The organism is Paenibacillus sp. JT22N7, from assembly GCF_059383875.1.
Window position 1 is genome coordinate 251426 of record NZ_JBXENY010000011.1, and the last position, 16749, is coordinate 268174.

Sequence of the window (16749 nt, forward strand, 5' to 3'; positions counted from 1 at the left end):
CTGCGATGCATCATTGGGTCGAAATCGGCGCGCGTATAGGAGCAATTGCGGCCCAGTTTATATTTGGATTTATTGCAGTGGCCGCTATACTCAGGCTGCTGCCGCAGAAGAAGCCTCGCTGGCTGCATCTCACTGGAATCAAATGGCGGTCAAGAAAAATACCGGATGGATGGCTTAGCAAGCTTAAGCTCTCAAGGGAACAACAGTCATATGTCGACCGGGAAATGCTGCTCGCAGGATGCGGAGTGGAAGTAGACCCCGGTTGGTACGTAGCTGCTCGCAAATTGCTGCTTATTGTAGGGCTAATAATTATTTCTATCTGTGTACCTGTAAGTGCGGGTCAGGGTCAGGACAGCATTATGGCCTATTTAACCGCATTGCTCGTTTTTTGCTGGATTTTGCTGCTTTGGGATTTGCCATGGCTTCGGATGCTGCGCAAGCTTCGATCGGAGCGCATGACTAAGGAAATTTATGTAATGAGCAATCAATTGCTTTATTTGGCTGATTCGTCACTGCATATTCATACGAAGCTGACACGCTGCATCCCGTATACGAGAACGCTTCGCGGCGATTTGGAGCGGCTGCTCGGAGAATGGTATCACGATGCCGAACAGGCATTGCGCCAATTCAAGTTTAGAATGGGAACGGATGACGGCATGAGCTTTGTAGAGACCATTGATTCGCTTCGCATCGATGACAGCGAGGAGTATTATATGCTTTTGCGTGACCGTATTCAGGAGTATAAGGAGAAGCTGGAGCTTGCCAAAGACAGCCGCAAGGAGACAGCATCGTATTTGCTCTTTATGCTTGCGGGAGTTCCTATTTTATATACGTTTCAAGTTTTTATTTATCCATGGGTGATGGAGGGACAGAAGTTGTTCGCATCATTGGGCTGAGGGTTATGAATCTCCAACATGTAAAAGGAGGTGAATTCGCAATGCGCAATATTTTAATGACCGTCATGCTGTTAGTTGTCGTTATTTTGCTTTTCAACGGCATTATTGCTAAGGACACGACTGGCACCAGCAGCCAAATCCAATCGCAAGGAGACGCTGCCAATGAAAAAATCAGCAAGCTGCTGCAGTAGGGTTTATGGCCAGCGTTAGCGGCAAGGAGAGGGGGAAGGCGATGAGGAGCCTGCTGGCAGCCATTTTGCTGCTTGTGACGATTGTTATGATTTACTCTGGAGCTGCAGAAGGGGATCAAGGAATGAAAAAACAGCTCGAACGCTCCGGTGATGCCACAAGCAGCTATATAAGGACGATGAGCCCATGAAGAGCATTTTGGTATTTGTGCTATTCTCAACGATTTTATGCTGGCTGATGTTCTCGCCTATTTATAAACATGTGCTGATTGTACGCCAGGCTGTACTGCAGCAGGAGGTTGATTATTTGCTGGAAATCGGGGCGAGCGGCAAGTATGGCTACATCAGTACAGAGATGCTTGAGCAGTCGCGGCAGCGTCTGGCGAAGTTCGGAATGAAGCCGGAAGCGCTGATTTTTGAGGTGGCGGCTGATAATGGGGAGCAGGCAACCAATTCGGCTATGCCCTTGCTTCGAGGAACTGGATTGATCGTTCTGCTTAGCTATCCCTATGAGGGGCTGTTTCAATTGGATCGTTTAATCGGCGTGGAGCCGCCTCATGAAAATGGCAGGCTTCGCGCTACAGGCATCAAAATGAGCGAATATGTACCTTGAAAAACGTCAATTACAGCTTTATTAGGGCGCTTCTAAAGCTTAATGACTAAATGAGTGAACAGGCGACAGGGAGTTATGCTATGTATAAGCTGACAATCATTGTGCTGATGATGACAATCTGGCTCATGCTGCATGTTATGCAGACAGATGAGGAAATTGCGATGAAGACGCTTTTCCAGGGCAAGCATGCGTTAAACCGCGCCGTTCATGCGGCCGCACAGCAGGTCGATAAAACTGCATTAGGAGACGGTGTCGTCCGCATAGATCCAGTGGCAGCCGAAGCGGCAGCAAGCCGTTATTTGCAAGGCAACCTGCAGCTTGATGCAGCAGGGAAGCCGCTCGGCAGCTCCTTCCTGCACGAGCCGGTTAAAGTTGTAGTTTTCGAGGTCATTAATGGTGAGCATATTTTTCCTTATCAATACGTAAATTCGCAATACAGCTATGAAGCTACGCTGCGCCGACCAGGTGTTGTCATGATCATTAAGGTTGTGAACCCAAGGATGTTCACAGTGCTTGAGCCAATTGAATGGACGATTAAAAGCGTGTCCGAGCTGACTTTTGATTTTTAACCGTATAAAGGAGATGTTGATCATAAAAATGCTTGCGGCAGCTGCCTTGCAGTTGACTGCCATTTGTAAAATTGTTCTAATGAAGGGGAGGGATAAATGATTTCGGGAGTTGAGCACAACGATGGATAAGACGACGATAACGAGAGACATACCGGATGACTTGGTTCAGGAGCGGATAAGCAAGCTTCAGCTGGAGATGGGCAAGAAGGCGATTGACGGCATGCTGCTCACACAAAATATAGATTTGTATTATTACACAGGCTCGATGCAAAATGGTTATGCTTTTGTTCCAGCCGAAGGCGCGCCCGTATTTTTCGTCAAACGCAGCCTGGAGCGTGCAAGACTGGAGACGCTGTTTGCTGTAGAGCCATTAGGCTCATTCCGCCAATTCGGACAAACGCTTGCGGAGCGGTTTCCGCAATTGTTTAAGGCGGGCGCTTCTGCTGCTGTGGCTGTGGATCTTGATGTACTTCCAGCACAAACCTATATAAAGCTTAACCAGCTGCTGCAATCGGCTGGGGCAGGCGAACTAGTGGATGGTTCTGCCCTTATTAGAGGACAGAGGATGATTAAATCGCCTTGGGAAATCAAGCGAATAGAAGCTGCGGCTCAGGCTGTAGATGAGGCATTAGGCGAAGCTTTGAATGTGTTGAAAGAGGGTATTACAGAGCTGGCCTGGATAGCAAGGGTGGAAGATGAGCTTCGGCTCCGCGGGCATATCGGCTTGATGCGCATGCGCGGCTACAATCAGGAGGTAGCGACAGGGATGGTGACGTCAGGAGCTGCAGCAGCGGTACCTACTTATTTTGACGGTCCGGCAGGCGGCCTTGGTTTAGGGGCTGCTTCTCCGCAAAGCGTCAGCCGCAAAGTCATCGGACGCAATGAGCCGATACTCATTGATGTGGGCTGCTGTATTGACGGCTACATTATTGATCAGACGCGTACTGCGGTTATTGGAGAGCTTTCAGAGCAGCTTGCTCATGCTTACCGAACGTCGGAGGAAATGATGCGCGCAGCGGAAAAAGGGATGGTTTCCGGGACGCCATGCTCAGGGCTTTATATCGCTTCGCTTGATCAAGCGGCCGCTGCGGGGCTTTCTGCGCATTATATGGGTTATGGCCTTGATCAAGCAAAGTTTCTTGGACATGGCATTGGCCTTGAAATAGATGAATGGCCTGTGCTGGCCCGCGGCTTCGATCTGCCGCTCGCTCCCGGAATGGTGCTTGCAGTTGAGCCGAAATTTACTTTTCCCGGCCAGGGGGTTGTTGGAGTAGAGAACAGCTATCTCATTACAGATGGAGCCCCTCGCCAGCTTACACGAACGAAAGAACAGCTAATTGTATTGCCATAGGGGGACTAGAAATGAATCGGGCTTTAACGCAGAGGGTCGATAAGGATTACGTAAAATTAATCCGGATTGAGGCGGCAATTGCAGCGGCAATTGGTTTCTTAATCGTATTTGGTTATGGGATATTGGCTCTATCGAAAGAGTGGACGCTTATTCCGTTATGGATCGGACTTGGGGTCGTTACGGTTTATAGCATGTTGGATATTTGGGTAGTGCCAAGCCTTCGCTACCGTCGATTCCAATACGAACTGTTTGCGGAAGAGCTTGAGCTGCAATACGGGCTAATCATTATTAAAAATGTGCTCGTTCCCATGGTTCGTGTCCAGCATGTAGAGCTTGAAAGCGGACCGCTTATGCGAAAGTTTAAGCTGGCGAGCGTAGCAGTTGTAACGGCAGCCACGATTCATCGCATTAAAGGGCTCAAGCTGGAGAAAGCCGAGGAGTTGAAACGCAAAATCGGACAGCTTGCGAAAGTGGATGATCAGCATGAATAATCCGCGAAGACTGCACAAAGTATTTGTTATTTTTACGCTGTTCCAGTTTGTTAAAGGACTATTGCCGCTTATTATTATTACGCTGCTTAGAAAATCGGGATTTCTTGGGCTGGAGTGGTATTGGTATGCAGGAGCCGTGGGATTAATTGTCCTTGCTTTGTTTTTTGGCTTTCTAGAATGGCGGACCTTCACCTACACACCGGAGGCAGACCGCATTGTCATTCGAAAAGGCGTATTATTCAAGGATGAGAAGACTATTTATTATGGACGCATACACTCGGTCAATGTGGAGCAGCCGTTCCTGCAGAGGATACTTGGTGTTGCGGAACTCAAAATTGAAACGCCGGGGGGAGGGAAGAAAGCAGATGGCATATTGCCAGCGCTCACTGTACGCGATGCAGAGCAGCTTCGCCAGCAACTGCTGTCCCATCAGCACGAAACGGTAGAAAGGGCCGCTCATCAGGCAGAAGGTAGCAATCGCATAATCAGGCTGGATAAAGATGTCGATACCTCAATGCATAGAGCTAGTGCAGTTCCGATAGAAGGTGTCCATGGCGTTTCAGCCAATAGCGAGTTTGGCGGCTTGAACCATAGCGCAAACGGCCTTTCTGAACTAGAAACGGGAGCAAGGCAAACTTTTAACGATCTAGACAGCGCATATTTTCGCCTGACAAACGGACAGCTGCTGCTGGCAGCAGCCACTTCTATGAATTTAGGTCTTGCGCTCGCTTTTATTGCGGGTATTTATTCTTTTGCTGATGATTTTCTGGAGAAATTTGCTCCAATGCGAATATTTGAAATGCTGTATGCGGAATCGAAAAGCTTAGTGCCCGGCTATGTCATCATCGGCATTGCTGTCGCCGCAATTTGCGCATTGGCAGCGGCTTGGGCGCTATCAATCATTTTGTACATTATTAAATACAGCGGATTCGCCGTTCATCGTGAAGGTAAGCGAATATCGGTATCATACGGCATGCTGGACAAAAAAGCTTATCTTTTTGATCCGAACAAGGTACAATCCGTCCTCATTGAGGAGGGCATCTTCCGGCAAATGATAGGTTATGCGCAAATTAAGCTTCAAGTTGTCTCGTCTGACAAAAACGAACAGCTCATGCTTCATCCTTTTGTGCCAGTAAAGGAGCTGGAGCATGTGATTAGCCATTTTGTGCCCCAGATGAAGCTAATGGAGATAAATGCCCACGCCCCTAAGCGGGCCTTGCTTTATTATATGCGCATCGAGCTTGCGGTCGCTCTTCTCCTCTGCGGCGCCGCATTCGGATTCTGGGGTACAGCCGCCCTATGGTCGCTGATGCTTATCCCGATTGTTTACTTATGGAGACGGGCCTGCCATAAAGCTGCTGGAGTAAGACTGGAAAACGGCCAATTAACAATGCGCCGGCGTAATTTGGCAAGAATCACCTACCTGGTACGCCGGCCGCAAATTGTCGCCATGAAGGTGAAACGCAGCTGGGGGCAGCAGCGAAAAGGTTTAGTATCTTTAGGTGTGCGCACGATGGGAAATGCGAGTGATTACAGTGTAGCTGTTCTTGACCATAACGATGTAGAGCCCGTATGGAACTGGTTCAGCAGGGGAAAACAGCAATAATGTGGTGGCAAATAAGTCTATCATGGCAATGATTCTGGCTTAATATGTCCGCTCAGATTCGCTGTCCTTTTTGATAAAACATGCAATAGACAGGCAAATGACCGATTTGTAATTTCTGGCTTAATGCAAAGGCAAAACGGCGATATAAATTTACATTATCGACGTTTTCTGTATCCAAAGCTACGCCATGCGAATAATCGTCCGCGAGCGCTGTTTCTAATACATGCAGCAGCAGAGCTTTCCCAATTCCTGTACCTTGAGCATCGGGCTTTACGCCAATCATAATAAGGTAGTGATGCGGCAGGGCTGGTGCAGCGGTGCGGGTGACTCGCATATAGGCATTAAGCTGGCCCAGCGATTTACGTGATATACGTGTGAATAAAGGAAGCAGCCTTCCTAACAGCAGCAATCCGCCATTTATTTGTTGAAGCTTGCTTTTGTGCGGCGTCTCAATGACGTATGCGCCAAGCAAGCTTTCTTTTTTGTATATACCCCATATTTCTTCATTTAGAAGGAAGCTTTTATCAAATATAAAAGACAAGAAGGCCTGTATGCTTTTATTTGCTCGATTATTGAGCTTTGGATTACCAAATATATAGATAAATAATGGGTCTTCTGCAAAGGCGCTGCCCATGACAGAAAGGAAGGATTCCTTATCTGACTTGGCAAGTCTGACAACATGGTAGGAATGACTCATGATTAGCTACCCGAATGCTGTAAGGCTTTGCCATAATGGTCGACAGCGAAGCTAAACAGCACCTTCAGCATGAATAGCAAAAAAATAATGAGCATATAGGGCTCTAAGTGTGGCAGCATAGGCATAACGCCTATCCCTATAGATAATAGCAGGCCTGCAACGAACAGCTGTGTATGCTTGCCAATTAGAGCATTTACAATGAATGCGCCTACGATTGTGTAGAGCCAAACGCTGACAGCATAAACGACTGCCGTGTCCAGCAACAGCGAAACTGCCACAATATGAACATGGATGGCTATAAATACAGCTCGATTGATTTTCCGCTTTGCATAAAAATTGCTTGTTGAAGCGGTGAAATTAGCAAGACAGCCTGAAAAAATATCGAAAACCAACAATAAAGCCAAAACACTGCGCCAAAATGGCAAGCCTGCTGTAAGCTCAGGAAAACTTACATATAACGCAGCAGTCAACAAACCTCCGAACAGCAAAATGCTTAAAATCGCGATTAAGCTCTGTTTCTCACCCAATACATCATGCAGAAATGAAGGGATTTTTAATGGTCTCAATGTCGCTCCTCCTAATTATGTAGTGTTTGAATTATATTACTACAAAATTATTATAACTGTGAAAAGAACAATCTTCAATAGATTTATACTCATTTTATTGATTTACTCTAAAACTTCTACTAAACTAAATAATGAGGTGGAGAAGATGAACGGCTTCGAACGAAGGAAACAGCAAAAACTTGAGCAAATATACAGCGCAGCGTTCCAACTTTTTTTTGGTTATGGCTTCCAGAAGGTTAGCGTGAATGAAATTGCAGAAAAGGCAAAAGTGTCGCCAGCTACAATTTATAATTATTTTAAAACCAAAGAGCAGCTCTATTTCGATATGCTTATGGACTGGATGGATAAGCAGCTGGAACAATATGAGCGAATTTTGGGTTCAGATATTCCTTTCCCTGAGAAGACGAAAGAAATAATGTTATGCGAGGCCAAAAATTTAAAGCTGCTATCCGAAGATTCCCATCAGGCGGCATTTTCTGGGCAAGCTGAATTCGTAAGTTTAATGGACCGGTATAATGAACGGAAGGTCGTGCCTTTTTTTAAGCGTTTTGTTGCGATGGGCAAGCAGGAGGGCTATATTCATTCTGATATTAGCGAAGAGATGATGATGCTTTATTTTACAATGTTTAAAAATGAGCTCAGTCGGCATTGGGAAGCCTCGGATCAAGTAGGTGGAAACATGCTGAGCCTGGAGCAGCTCGTGGAATTTTTTTTCTACGGACTATCCAGACAAGGGCAAACACCGTAATCACCGTAATTTGAATCGAAATGAGTGACGCTTCTTCACTCGCTGTTTTTGTTGGCTCGCAGCTGGCAAGGGACACTTTCAATCCCTATTGGACACCGCTACTATTTTTTAGTAGGATAATAGTTATAGGTTAGCGTCCGATAGACAGGAGTGAAGACGATGCTTAGTTTGGGAGCTAAGGTAATTATTATATCTGATCATTTTGAGCAAAATCTTCCCATAGGGGAATATGGTTATATAATTGCTTACGATCGCAATGCCGACAACGTATTTGACTACGTAGTACGCGTTCCGGCCGCCAATCGCAATTTTTTGCTGCCGGATGAAGATGTAGAGCTGGAGGATGTTTTGCTTCAGGAAGAGGTTGACCGCATTGAACGCGAATCGCTGATCGACTTTGCGCTGGCTACTCATAATGAAGAGCTGTTTATGCGTATAATGAGAGGCGAGGAGTCTGCCCCGGAAGCGGAGCCAGCTGCCGCTGAAGGCCAAAGCCAGAAGGATTTTATAAGGCAGGTTAATTTGAAAGCGTGGATCTAATAAGCTTCTGCGAGATGACCCTTCCGCCAGGTGCGGGAGGGTCGTCTGCTGTTAATGGGCATTGCAGAACAGAAGCGCGCAAGCCCTCGTTTGTACACTTTGTCAAAATGTGATTCTAGGCTATAATAGAAAGAATGATTGCAGGCTTAAGAAGGGGGAGGAACATTCATGAGCATTACGATTAAAGATGTCGAGCATGTTGCGAATTTGGCTCGCCTTGAGCTGTCTGACGAGGAGAAGGATAAATTCACCGAGCAGCTTAATGCGATTTTAAAATATGCAGAAAAGCTGAACTCGCTTGATACGGAAAACGTCGAGCCGACCAGCCATGTGCTGCCGATTACGAATGTGACGCGCGAGGATGTAACGCATGAATCGCTGCCGATCGAGAAGGTGCTGCTCAACGCGCCTGATGAAGAAGACGGCCAAATTAAAGTCCCAGCTGTATTGGAATAGTCCGCATGATCTAGCGCGATAGCCATAAATGCTTGCTGCGCTTTTATATTGAAGGGAGGAACATGTTTTGTCACTGTTTGATTTGCGTCTTCAGGATGTACATAACAAGCTGAGCCAAAAGGAGCTTTCCGTCACTGAACTGGTTGATGAATCCTTTGCTCGTATTACAGCAACAGAAGCTTCCATTCAAGCGTTCCTTACGCTAAATGAAGAGGGAGCCCGCCAGCATGCGGCGGAGCTGGACAAGCAGCTTCAAGCAGGAGCTGAACGCGGCTTGCTTTTCGGCCTTCCGGCTGGAATTAAAGATAATATCGTTACCGAAGGCTTGCGCACAACATGTGCCAGCCAGTTTCTTGACAACTACAATCCGATTTATGATGGAACGGTTGTCAGCAAGCTGAAATCGGCGCAATCCGTCACGATCGGCAAGCTGAACATGGATGAGTTCGCGATGGGCGGCTCCAATGAAAATTCCAGCTATTATCCGACTCGCAATCCATGGAATACGGAATATGTGCCGGGCGGTTCCAGCGGTGCTTCCGCAGCTTCCGTTGCGGCAGGCCAAGTCTATTTCTCGCTTGGCTCCGATACGGGCGGTTCGATCCGTCAGCCAGCAGCTTATTGCGGCATTGTCGGTCTTAAACCAACGTATGGCCTTGTTTCCCGTTTTGGCCTTGTCGCTTTCGCTTCATCGCTTGACCAGATCGGTCCTTTGACTAAAAATGTTGAGGATTCCGCATTTGTGCTGCAAGCCATTGCTGGCTATGATGCAAAAGACTCTACTTCCGCGAACGTAAGCATTCCTGACTATACGTCTGCCTTGACCGGAGATGTCAAAGGTTTGCGCATTGCAGTACCGAAGGAATATTTGGGAGAAGGCGTTGATCCAAAGGTTAAGGAAGCGGTTTTGAATGCATTGAAAGTGTATGAGAGCCTTGGCGCAACATGGGAAGAGGTTTCGCTGCCGCATACCGAATATGCCATTGCGGCTTATTATTTGCTTGCGTCTTCTGAAGCTTCATCCAACCTGGCTCGTTTCGACGGCGTTCGTTACGGCGTCCGTGCAGACAACCCGGCGAACCTGATTGATTTGTACCGCAAATCGCGCAGCGAAGGCTTCGGTCCAGAAGTTAAGCGCCGTATTATGCTGGGAACGTATGCGCTTAGCTCCGGCTACTATGATGCGTATTATTTGAAAGCGCAAAAAGTGCGCACGCTCATTAAACAGGATTTTGACCAAGTATTTGAAAAATACGATGTCGTCATTGGACCAACTGCCCCAACAGCAGCGTTCAAGCTCGGCGAGCAGGTCGGCGACCCGCTGACGATGTATTTGAACGATATTTGCACGATTCCGGTCAGCCTTGCAGGCGTTCCGGCGATCAGCATTCCTTGCGGCCAAGCGGAAGGCTTGCCAATCGGATTGCAAATTATCGGCAAAGCCTTCGACGAGTCGACGGTTCTGCGCGCGGCCCATGCCTTCGAGCAAAATACCGAATTCCATAAGCTGCGTCCGCAGCTCTAATATATTCAACCTTGCGACGCGATATTTACTTTTTTGCTGTCATAGAAGCTAGATGAAAAAGGCAAGCGGAGTGAAAAGGTTGAACTGTAGAAGCGCAAGCGTTCGTCTTGCCCAATCATATTACCGCTGAGCGGGATTGATCAAGCGTAAACGGCTGTCGCCGTCCTCTGGCGGCAAAGCTACCGTTTCGAGGGTGGAATATAGAGAAAGGATGGAAAAATAATATCCTTTCCTATATTTTCAGAAAAAGATTGGGCAACAGCGATCGAAAGTCAACCTTTTCACGCAGCGCAGCATCTTTTTCATCATGCTTTATGCCACCGAAGTAACCTCGCCCAGCAAAATTCTAAGGAGGATTAACGATGTCTGAAGCGACTCAATATGAAACGGTAGTCGGGCTGGAGGTGCACGTTGAGCTGCACACCAACAGCAAGATTTTTTGCGGCTGCTCCACCGCTTTCGGAGCTCCGCCTAATACGCATACCTGCCCGGTCTGCCTCGGTCATCCCGGCGTGCTGCCGGTGCTGAACAAGCAGGCGGTTGAATACGCAATGAAGGCGGCGATGGCGCTCAATTGCACAATTGCTGATGTCAGCAAATTTGACCGTAAAAACTATTTTTATCCCGATTCACCTAAAGCTTATCAGATTTCGCAATTTGATCAGCCTATCGGCGAGCACGGCTGGATTGATATTGAAGTAAACGGCGTTACGAAACGAATTGGCATTACCCGTCTGCACTTGGAAGAGGATGCAGGCAAGCTGACTCACGTTGATGGAGGTTATGCCTCGCTCGTTGACTTTAACCGTGTCGGCACGCCGCTCGTTGAAATTGTTTCCGAGCCAGACATTCGTACACCTGAGGAAGCGAAAGCTTATTTAGAGAAGCTGAAAGCGATTATGCTTTACTGCGAAGTATCGGATGTGAAAATGGAAGAGGGCAGCTTGCGCTGCGACGCAAACATCAGCCTTCGTCCTTATGGACAAGAGAAGCTTGGCACGCGCGCTGAGCTGAAAAACATGAACTCCTTCCGCGGTGTTCAGCGTGGTCTTGAATATGAGCAATGGCGTCAGGCCGAGGTGCTGGACGGCGGCAATAAGGTTGTTCAAGAAACTCGCCGCTGGGATGAGGCACAGGGCAAAACGATTTCAATGCGCGGCAAGGAAGAGTCGCATGACTATCGTTATTTCCCGGATCCTGACTTGGTTCGCCTCTATATCGATGAAGAGTGGAAAGAACGCGTCAAAGCGTCGATTCCTGAGCTTCCGGATGCACGTAAAGCCCGCTATACAAGCGATTACGGCTTGCCTTCCTATGATGCTGATGTTATTACGGCATCTAAGAAAATGGCAGACTTTTTCGAAGCAAGCTTATCCTATACGAAGGATGCGAAAGCTGTATCCAACTGGATTATGGGCGATTTGCTCGGGTATTTGAACTCGAACAGCCTGGAGCTGTCCGATGTGAAAATGACCGGACAAGGGCTTGGAGAAATGATCGGGTTGCTGGAGAAAGGCACGATCAGCAGTAAAATCGCCAAAACCGTCTTTAAGGAAATGCTGGAATCCGGCAAGCTGCCGCAGCAAATCGTAGAAGAGCAGGGCCTTGTACAAATTAGCGATGAGGGTGCAATCATTGCCATCGTCGATAAAGTTATTGAATCGAACCCGCAATCGGTCGAGGATTTCCGTGCAGGCAAGGAGAAGGCGATCGGCTTCCTGGTCGGCCAAATTATGAAAGAGACAAAAGGCAAGGCGAATCCGGCAATGGTTAACAAAATGCTGCTGGAGCGTCTGCAGCAAGCTTAAATAAGCATAATCAACATGGAAGTTGATGGATGCCAACCAAGTAAGAGCTGTCCACAAGCTGGACGGCTCTTTTTTTACATTTTCAAGCAAAAGTCTTGTCAGGCGGGCATCTATGGTACAATAATAAGCAATAAACTTGCACATACGGAGGACATGTTTTGCAGGAGCAAGGGATGAAAACGGGACGTAGGAAAAGTCGACTGCTTACGGTGCTGCTGGCCTTTCTATGGCCGGGAGCGGGACATCTATATACAGGAGAATATACGAGAGGGCTGCTGCTAGCCGCTGGTATTTTGCTTGATGGCGGGACCATTGTCCGTCTGGCGGATGCCGATGGCGCGAAGCATTTACTGCTTATTGTTTACTTAGGGCTTGCGCTGCCTGTATTTTATTTTATTAGCGTCTACGATGCACTGCAAAGTTTGGATCGGCGAACGGAAACGCAGCCCGGTTTAAAGCTTAGGGATGGCATACTCATTATGGTGGCAGGCATTTTGCTTATGCTGCTGCTGATGCTTAGGCAGCCGACCACGCTGTTCACTTGGTTTGACGAAGCGGCGAATTATGCGGTAGGCCCTGTTCTAGGTCTGCTTGCGGTAGGCTTAGTTTTGCGTCAACGGCTGGCAGCGGTGTTTCGGCTAGGAAGCTTCACCGCTGCATTATTTATTGCAGCTGCAGGTGGATTGCTGTTGTGGGATGAAATACACAGCAGCAATGTTTTTGCGCTCATGCGTTATTGGTGGCCTGCGCTGTTTATATGTCTGGGAGGAGAGCTCGTTGCCTACAGCCTATTGCAGCGGCGGACGCGAAAGCAATTGCGGCTTGATTTTATCGGAAGCATGGCAGCGGTTGTCATTGCGGGCTTTGGTTTCTTGGTAACGCAATATGCAGATTTGCCTTTTCGCTGGATTGATCAATATGTCGATCTGAATGGCGCACAGGATTACGGCGAGGAAAAAGGCTTTCATTATCAGAAAGAAGTGCTGGTCGTTCCGATGGAAGAAAAGACGACAGCTATTCAGATTTACAATGTGAATGGAACAGTGACGCTTCAAAGCGGGAATAATGATTATATCAGTATAGATACCGAGGTATGGGTTGATATCGATGATCAAGCTGAGGCTGATAAAATGGCCGACAAAGCGAAGATTGAGGCGTCATCAAGTGGTGAGAAAATTACCTTGCAGGCCAAAAGCAGCAGCTACGGCGACAATGGAACGCGCAAACCGCGTATCAATATTACCGTAACCGTGCCGCGTTTGCCGAATGTTCAGGTAGAGGAAATTGCCGAGCCTGATCTTGATTTTGAGTCGGACGATCCAGTTGCACAGGAGAGCAGTACGCCAGATCCAAGCTCGTCTAATTCGTCTAATAACAATAACGTGGAGCAAGTCTCTGCTTCAAACACGACATCAATAACTCCTACTCCCGAGCAGTCGCCAGAACAAGTGGAGGAGCAGAAGGATGAACAGCCGATGAGACAGCTTTCTGTACTCGTGCATACCGATAATGGGCCGATTAAAATTAAAAACCTCGATGCTCCCGGAGGTGTGGAGCTCTCCAGCGATACAGGAGAAATTTTAGCAGAAGGAATAAATGGCAGCATTCAGGCAAAAGCAAATAATGGTACGATTACGCTTCGTCATATAACGGGTGATGCGAGTATAACCTTATTAAATGGGGCTGTTACCGCAGCATCTATTACAGGTAATGTTTTTGCAGAAGCGACCAATGGGGCTTTGAAGATGACAAGCATTTCAGGAGATATAGAAGCCGATACGAAAAATGGGAAAATCAACATTAATGAAGCGAGCGGCTCCGTTAAGGCTGCAACCTTAAATGGCGGCATCGAGCTGGCGAGCTCGGTAGTCGGGGGTGACTGGGATGTCGATAGCTCCGTAGGGGAAATTAAGCTGACTGTCCCGCAGTATGGCAGCTACACGGTGTATGGATCAGTCACTTTTGGCGCGATTACGACGAATTTGCCGCTCGAAGTGAGCAAAAAAACAGTACGGGGTAAGGTTGGAGACGGGCAATACCGTTTACAAATTAATGCTAATAACAGTATTGCCATACAGTATGCCGGTGCGGAGCAATAACCACATTCATTGACAAATCATTTTGAAAACACGTACAATAGCTTTAACTACTAACGAAAGGCGTGAGGGGAATGGGAGCCGTTAATGCAGCATTGCAGCAATTAAAAATGAATGGTGTCCGTATGACCCCGCAGCGTCATGCCATTTTAAGCTTTTTAATGGAATCGATGACTCATCCGACAGCCGATGAAATTTATAAATCACTGTCGCCTAATTTTCCAAGCATGAGCGTGGCGACCATATATAATAACCTACGGTTATTTGTAGAAGCGGGGCTTGTTAAGGAATTGACATATGGGGATGACTCCAGCCGCTTTGATGCGGATACATCGGAGCATTATCATGCCATATGCAATGACTGTGGCCAAATTGTTGATTTTGAATACCCGCCGTTGCTTGAGGTGGAGCGTGTCGCATCGCAGGAGACCGGTTTTATCGTGCAAGGGCATCGAATGGAAATTTACGGTTCCTGCTCTACCTGTGCGGCAGCTAAGAAATAAGAACGAACAATCAAGAATGAATGAAACCTAACAAAATGATGGCGTGCAGGGAAGCGTTCAACCGCGGATATGCACGCTTTCGTCTTTTATAAAGGAGCGAGATACGCTTGGAAACTATGCTTCGCCGAACTCCTCGTCGCCGCAAGAGCAGTGGGGCTCGGAATATGCTTCTCTTTTTTATCATTATATTGGCAGCAGGTGGGGGTTGGTTTGTATACGATCGCTACATTCCTAATTTTAAACAAATGGATCCCGATTATGGGGTGAAAAATCCAATCGTTGTTCATGGCGAAGTAATGAAGCAAGGTGCTATTATTGAAAATAACGAGGTGAAGCTGCCGCTTCCTGTGCTTCAGCAGGTGCTTGGAGCAGACCAGCCTATACGCTATGAAGCGGATAGCGGATCGATTATTTTGACAACAGCGAATAAGGTGCTGCGTTTGCAGACAAATTCCTTGACAGCGACCGTGAACCGCAAGCCGTTTGACTTGACGATTACAGCTGAGGTGCAGGATGATGTCGTTTATATTCCAATAACGCCGATTGAGGAGCTTTATGGCCTGCAGACGGAGTATGTTGCAGATTCAGGCGTTGTCACCTTGCTTCAGTCGGGTGAGGCTATTCAACTGGCGGAAGCGAAGCGGGAAAAAGGGGCGGCCATACGGACAGAGCCTACGATTCGGGCGCCGATTGTGGAGAAGGTTCCACTCGCGGGCAAGCTCAGAGTTTGGGGGGAAAGCGATGGCTGGCTGCTCGTGCAGGGACCGGATGGGCATCCTGGGTATATGGCTAAGGATAATACGGCTCTCGCCAGCATGGAGCAAATTGCGCCTAGCGATAATGAAACGGATTTTGTCGCATGGAAAGTTACGGGCAGCAAAATCAATCTTACATGGGAGGCTGTATATCAACGCAAGCCAGATCCAGCCACCATTCCGGAAATGCAAGGCGTCAATGTCGTCAGTCCAACCTGGTTTGAGCTTCAGGATGAGGATGGCACAATTAAAGGCAAAGCTGATCCCGTGTATGTAAAATGGGCCAAAGAGCAGAAGATGCAAGTGTGGGCGCTTTTCAGCAACGGGTTTGAGCCTGATCGGACGAGCGCGGCGCTTGCGACTGTAGAGACGCGTTTTCATATGATCCAGCAGCTGCTTGCATTTGCAGAGCTTTATCATTTGCAGGGCATTAATGTAGACTTTGAAAATGTTTATACGAAAGATAAGGAAAACTTGGTCCAGTTCGTCCGCGAGCTGACGCCGCTGCTTCATGAAGCGGGTCTAGTCGTATCTATTGATGTGACGCCTAAGTCGAACAGCGAGATGTGGTCTGTTTTTCTAGATCGTAAAGCGCTTGGCAAAGTGGTAGACTATATGATGGTTATGGCTTATGACGAGCATTGGGCGACAAGCCCGGTTGCGGGTTCGGTAGCTTCGCTGCCTTGGACGGAGCAAGCTTTGAAGAGAATATTGGACGAAGATGGTGTTCCTGCGAGCAAGCTTATATTGAGCATGCCGCTATATACCCGTATTTGGACGGAGACCGAAGAGAATGGCGAAACCAAGGTTAGCTCTAAAGCGCTTGGCATGGATAAAGTGAAAGAAATCATTACGCAATACAAGCTGAAGCCTGTGCTCGATAGGGATGCTGGGCAGCATTATGTGGAGTATAAGGAAGAGGAAGCACTGAAACGCATCTGGATTGAGGACGAGCTGTCGATCAAAGCTAGAGTTGCGTTGGTTAAAAAGTACGGGTTAGCTGGAGTGGCAACCTGGCAGCGCACTTTTCAAACGAACGCGATCTGGAAAACGATTGATACCGCATTGAATAAAAAACCGTAAACTGCAATGATAATTCTAAAATTTTATTAAAAAGAAGGCTATCGCTGAACACGCGATGGCCTTCTTCTATTCATATATATAGATTTATAGATATCTTCTTCTAGAGCAGCTGCTATTTTAGTGCCAAAAAAGGGCGCTGCCCCTCTTTAAAATGTACCCCTTGTAAAGGACAATTAAAAAAAGGTTAGGCCACTTCAAGCTGCTGTCTGTATCGTGCAGGCGGCAGCTTATTTAAGTTCCATTGACCTCGATAATGAT

General features: G+C 47.5%; 18 protein-coding genes. 16 read left to right on the forward strand and 2 right to left on the reverse strand.

Annotation, left to right across the window (positions count from 1 at the left end; translation table 11 throughout):
* Positions 1-5: 5 nt before the first annotated feature.
* From AC50Y5_RS26890 to AC50Y5_RS26925, 8 genes are all read left to right on the forward strand, one after another.
* The gene (locus AC50Y5_RS26890; protein ID WP_056043942.1) at positions 6-896 is read left to right on the forward strand and encodes a hypothetical protein; all 891 of its coding nucleotides are present in this window, start codon (positions 6-8) and stop codon (positions 894-896) included.
* A 41-nt stretch (positions 897-937) separates the two neighbouring features.
* The gene (locus tag AC50Y5_RS26895; RefSeq protein WP_200931697.1) at positions 938-1087 is read left to right on the forward strand and encodes a hypothetical protein; all 150 of its coding nucleotides are present in this window, start codon (positions 938-940) and stop codon (positions 1085-1087) included.
* Positions 1088-1128: 41 nt separating this feature from the next.
* Positions 1129-1275, forward strand: coding sequence for a hypothetical protein (locus AC50Y5_RS26900; RefSeq protein ID WP_155973668.1), 147 nt, complete (start codon positions 1129-1131; stop codon positions 1273-1275).
* Positions 1272-1697: a hypothetical protein gene (locus AC50Y5_RS26905; RefSeq protein ID WP_494864270.1), complete on the forward strand. Its 426-nt coding sequence runs from the start codon at positions 1272-1274 to the stop codon at positions 1695-1697. The genes AC50Y5_RS26900 and AC50Y5_RS26905 overlap by 4 nt, the downstream gene beginning before the upstream one ends.
* An 80-nt stretch (positions 1698-1777) precedes the next feature.
* Positions 1778-2266 (forward strand): hypothetical protein, encoded by a 489-nt coding sequence (locus AC50Y5_RS26910; RefSeq protein WP_494864272.1) that lies wholly within the window; start codon positions 1778-1780, stop codon positions 2264-2266.
* 121 nt (positions 2267-2387) lie between these two features.
* Complete coding sequence (locus AC50Y5_RS26915; protein ID WP_494864278.1) at positions 2388-3617, forward strand: M24 family metallopeptidase; 1230 nt, start codon at positions 2388-2390, stop codon at positions 3615-3617.
* Between the two features lie 11 nt (positions 3618-3628).
* Positions 3629-4108 (forward strand): PH domain-containing protein, encoded by a 480-nt coding sequence (locus tag AC50Y5_RS26920; RefSeq protein WP_494864283.1) that lies wholly within the window; start codon positions 3629-3631, stop codon positions 4106-4108.
* Complete coding sequence (locus AC50Y5_RS26925) at positions 4101-5714, forward strand: PH domain-containing protein (protein WP_494864285.1); 1614 nt, start codon at positions 4101-4103, stop codon at positions 5712-5714. Before AC50Y5_RS26920 ends, AC50Y5_RS26925 begins: the two co-directional genes overlap by 8 nt.
* Positions 5715-5766: 52 nt before the next feature.
* Here the strand turns inward: AC50Y5_RS26925 and AC50Y5_RS26930 are convergent, their stop codons facing one another.
* Positions 5767-6411, reverse strand: a complete 645-nt coding sequence (locus tag AC50Y5_RS26930; protein WP_494864287.1) for a GNAT family N-acetyltransferase — start codon at positions 6409-6411, stop codon at positions 5767-5769.
* A gap of 2 nt (positions 6412-6413) precedes the next feature.
* The gene (locus AC50Y5_RS26935) at positions 6414-6977 is read right to left on the reverse strand and encodes a hypothetical protein (RefSeq protein WP_494864289.1); all 564 of its coding nucleotides are present in this window, start codon (positions 6975-6977) and stop codon (positions 6414-6416) included.
* Positions 6978-7122: 145 nt separating this feature from the next.
* On the opposite strand from AC50Y5_RS26935, the gene AC50Y5_RS26940 reads away from it, so the two are divergent.
* The 8 genes from AC50Y5_RS26940 to AC50Y5_RS26975 all read left to right on the forward strand — a co-directional run bounded on the left by AC50Y5_RS26940 (position 7123) and on the right by AC50Y5_RS26975 (position 16491).
* Entirely contained in the window at positions 7123-7725 is a 603-nt protein-coding gene (locus AC50Y5_RS26940) for a TetR/AcrR family transcriptional regulator (RefSeq protein ID WP_494864291.1), read from the forward strand.
* A 159-nt stretch (positions 7726-7884) separates the two neighbouring features.
* Positions 7885-8265, forward strand: coding sequence for an ATPase (locus AC50Y5_RS26945; protein WP_494864293.1), 381 nt, complete (start codon positions 7885-7887; stop codon positions 8263-8265).
* Positions 8266-8433: 168 nt separating this feature from the next.
* On the forward strand, positions 8434-8721 hold the full coding sequence (gene gatC / locus AC50Y5_RS26950) for an Asp-tRNA(Asn)/Glu-tRNA(Gln) amidotransferase subunit GatC (RefSeq protein ID WP_056043972.1): 288 nt from the start codon (positions 8434-8436) through the stop codon (positions 8719-8721).
* Positions 8722-8788: 67 nt separating this feature from the next.
* Positions 8789-10246 (forward strand): Asp-tRNA(Asn)/Glu-tRNA(Gln) amidotransferase subunit GatA, encoded by a 1458-nt coding sequence (gene gatA, locus AC50Y5_RS26955; protein ID WP_494864295.1) that lies wholly within the window; start codon positions 8789-8791, stop codon positions 10244-10246.
* 362 nt (positions 10247-10608) lie between these two features.
* The gene (gene gatB, locus AC50Y5_RS26960) at positions 10609-12054 is read left to right on the forward strand and encodes an Asp-tRNA(Asn)/Glu-tRNA(Gln) amidotransferase subunit GatB (RefSeq protein ID WP_494864297.1); all 1446 of its coding nucleotides are present in this window, start codon (positions 10609-10611) and stop codon (positions 12052-12054) included.
* 173 nt (positions 12055-12227) lie between these two features.
* Positions 12228-14153, forward strand: a complete 1926-nt coding sequence (locus AC50Y5_RS26965; protein ID WP_494864299.1) for a DUF4097 family beta strand repeat-containing protein — start codon at positions 12228-12230, stop codon at positions 14151-14153.
* Between the two features lie 71 nt (positions 14154-14224).
* Complete coding sequence (gene perR, locus AC50Y5_RS26970) at positions 14225-14653, forward strand: peroxide-responsive transcriptional repressor PerR (protein WP_056043983.1); 429 nt, start codon at positions 14225-14227, stop codon at positions 14651-14653.
* 164 nt (positions 14654-14817) lie between these two features.
* Entirely contained in the window at positions 14818-16491 is a 1674-nt protein-coding gene (locus AC50Y5_RS26975; RefSeq protein ID WP_494864301.1) for a glycosyl hydrolase family 18 protein, read from the forward strand.
* The last annotated feature ends 258 nt before the right edge of the window (positions 16492-16749 follow it).

Excerpts from the sequence above, each read along its gene's own strand:
- AC50Y5_RS26890 (WP_056043942.1), top strand. The coding sequence starts at position 6 with ATGCATCATTGGGTCGAAATCGGCGCGCGTATAGGAGCAATTGCGGCC.
- AC50Y5_RS26895 (WP_200931697.1), top strand. The coding sequence starts at position 938 with ATGCGCAATATTTTAATGACCGTCATGCTGTTAGTTGTCGTTATTTTG.
- AC50Y5_RS26900 (WP_155973668.1), top strand. The coding sequence starts at position 1,129 with ATGAGGAGCCTGCTGGCAGCCATTTTGCTGCTTGTGACGATTGTTATG.
- AC50Y5_RS26905 (WP_494864270.1), top strand. The coding sequence starts at position 1,272 with ATGAAGAGCATTTTGGTATTTGTGCTATTCTCAACGATTTTATGCTGG.
- AC50Y5_RS26910 (WP_494864272.1), top strand. The coding sequence starts at position 1,778 with ATGTATAAGCTGACAATCATTGTGCTGATGATGACAATCTGGCTCATG.
- AC50Y5_RS26915 (WP_494864278.1), top strand. The coding sequence starts at position 2,388 with ATGGATAAGACGACGATAACGAGAGACATACCGGATGACTTGGTTCAG.
- AC50Y5_RS26920 (WP_494864283.1), top strand. The coding sequence starts at position 3,629 with ATGAATCGGGCTTTAACGCAGAGGGTCGATAAGGATTACGTAAAATTA.
- AC50Y5_RS26925 (WP_494864285.1), top strand. The coding sequence starts at position 4,101 with ATGAATAATCCGCGAAGACTGCACAAAGTATTTGTTATTTTTACGCTG.
- AC50Y5_RS26930 (WP_494864287.1), bottom strand. The coding sequence starts at position 6,411 with ATGAGTCATTCCTACCATGTTGTCAGACTTGCCAAGTCAGATAAGGAA.
- AC50Y5_RS26940 (WP_494864291.1), top strand. The coding sequence starts at position 7,123 with ATGAACGGCTTCGAACGAAGGAAACAGCAAAAACTTGAGCAAATATAC.
- AC50Y5_RS26945 (WP_494864293.1), top strand. The coding sequence starts at position 7,885 with ATGCTTAGTTTGGGAGCTAAGGTAATTATTATATCTGATCATTTTGAG.
- gatC (WP_056043972.1), top strand. The coding sequence starts at position 8,434 with ATGAGCATTACGATTAAAGATGTCGAGCATGTTGCGAATTTGGCTCGC.
- gatB (WP_494864297.1), top strand. The coding sequence starts at position 10,609 with ATGTCTGAAGCGACTCAATATGAAACGGTAGTCGGGCTGGAGGTGCAC.
- AC50Y5_RS26965 (WP_494864299.1), top strand. The coding sequence starts at position 12,228 with ATGAAAACGGGACGTAGGAAAAGTCGACTGCTTACGGTGCTGCTGGCC.
- perR (WP_056043983.1), top strand. The coding sequence starts at position 14,225 with ATGGGAGCCGTTAATGCAGCATTGCAGCAATTAAAAATGAATGGTGTC.
- AC50Y5_RS26975 (WP_494864301.1), top strand. The coding sequence starts at position 14,818 with ATGCTTCTCTTTTTTATCATTATATTGGCAGCAGGTGGGGGTTGGTTT.